Origin of the sequence: Psychrobacter sp. PP-21, from assembly GCF_033790785.1 — a bacterium.
GTDB lineage: Bacteria > Pseudomonadota > Gammaproteobacteria > Pseudomonadales > Moraxellaceae > Psychrobacter.
In genome coordinates this window covers 1-1072 of the sequence record NZ_JAMYEB010000059.1, presented here as the reverse complement: position 1 = coordinate 1072, position 1072 = coordinate 1, and the positions used below count along the sequence as shown (strand labels likewise).

Sequence of the window (1072 nt, the reverse complement as noted above, 5' to 3'; positions counted from 1 at the left end):
TGTAACTGCCATCTGCGCTTAGGGTCAAGTCACCAATTGCATCACCATTGTCATCAGTGATGGTTGTTGCAACACCCAGCTCTAAAGCAACTTGGTCGCCACTGCCATTAACGTCTACGGTGGCTGATTGTACGATCAATAGACCACCCTCCGCGTCAGTGTCATTGGTCAATACGTTATCTATTAAAGTGACATCTTCATTAATACTCTCTACTTCTGGAATTGCCACTGGCGCAGTTTGTGGGTAGTCGATGGTGACCGTGGCGTCGTTCGATACCAAACCGTTGATGTCTTCAACGCTATAGCTGATTGGGGTTGGGTCTGCGGTAAAGCCCGCCTCTGGGGTAAAGCTGATTGCCCCAGTGTCTGCATCCACATTCCAGCTGCCTTCGCCATCTACCACGACCGATTTGCCATCAGCGGCAATGGTGCCACCGGCTGGTGATTGGGTGATGATGACGGTGGTTGGGTCAAGATCTTCTTCAGCATCGGTGTCGTTGGCCACAACGTCTACCACGACAGTCTCACCAGAGTCACCAGTGTCTACATCATTCTGTGCCACTGGCGCAGTTTGTGGGTAGTCGATGGTGACCGTGGCGTCGTTCGATACCAAACCGTTGATGTCTTCAACGCTATAGCTGATTGGGGTTGGGTCTGCGGTAAAGCCCGCCTCTGGGGTAAAGCTGATTGCCCCAGTGTCTGCATCCACATTCCAGCTGCCTTCGCCATCTACCACGACTGATTTGCCATCAGCGGCAATGGTGCCACCGGCTGGTGATTGGGTGATGATGACGGTGGTTGGGTCAAGATCTTCTTCAGCATCGGTGTCGTTGGCCACAACGTCTACCACGACAGTCTCACCAGAGTCACCAGTGTCTACATCATTCTGTGCCACTGGCGCAGTTTGTGGGTAGTCGATGGTGACCGTGGCGTCGTTCGATACCAAACCGTTGATGTCTTCAACGCTATAGCTGATTGGGGTTGGGTCTGCGGTAAAGCCCGCCTCTGGGGTAAAGCTGATTGCCCCAGTGTCTGCATCCACATTCCAGCTGCCTTCGCCATCTACCACGAC

1 protein-coding gene is annotated in these 1072 nt (G+C 53.2%); it reads right to left on the bottom strand.

Going from position 1 to position 1072, the window contains the following annotated elements:
* Positions 1–1072: Ig-like domain-containing protein (locus NJD71_RS13525; RefSeq protein WP_319052419.1), on the bottom strand; the 1072-nt coding region annotated here is incomplete at both ends.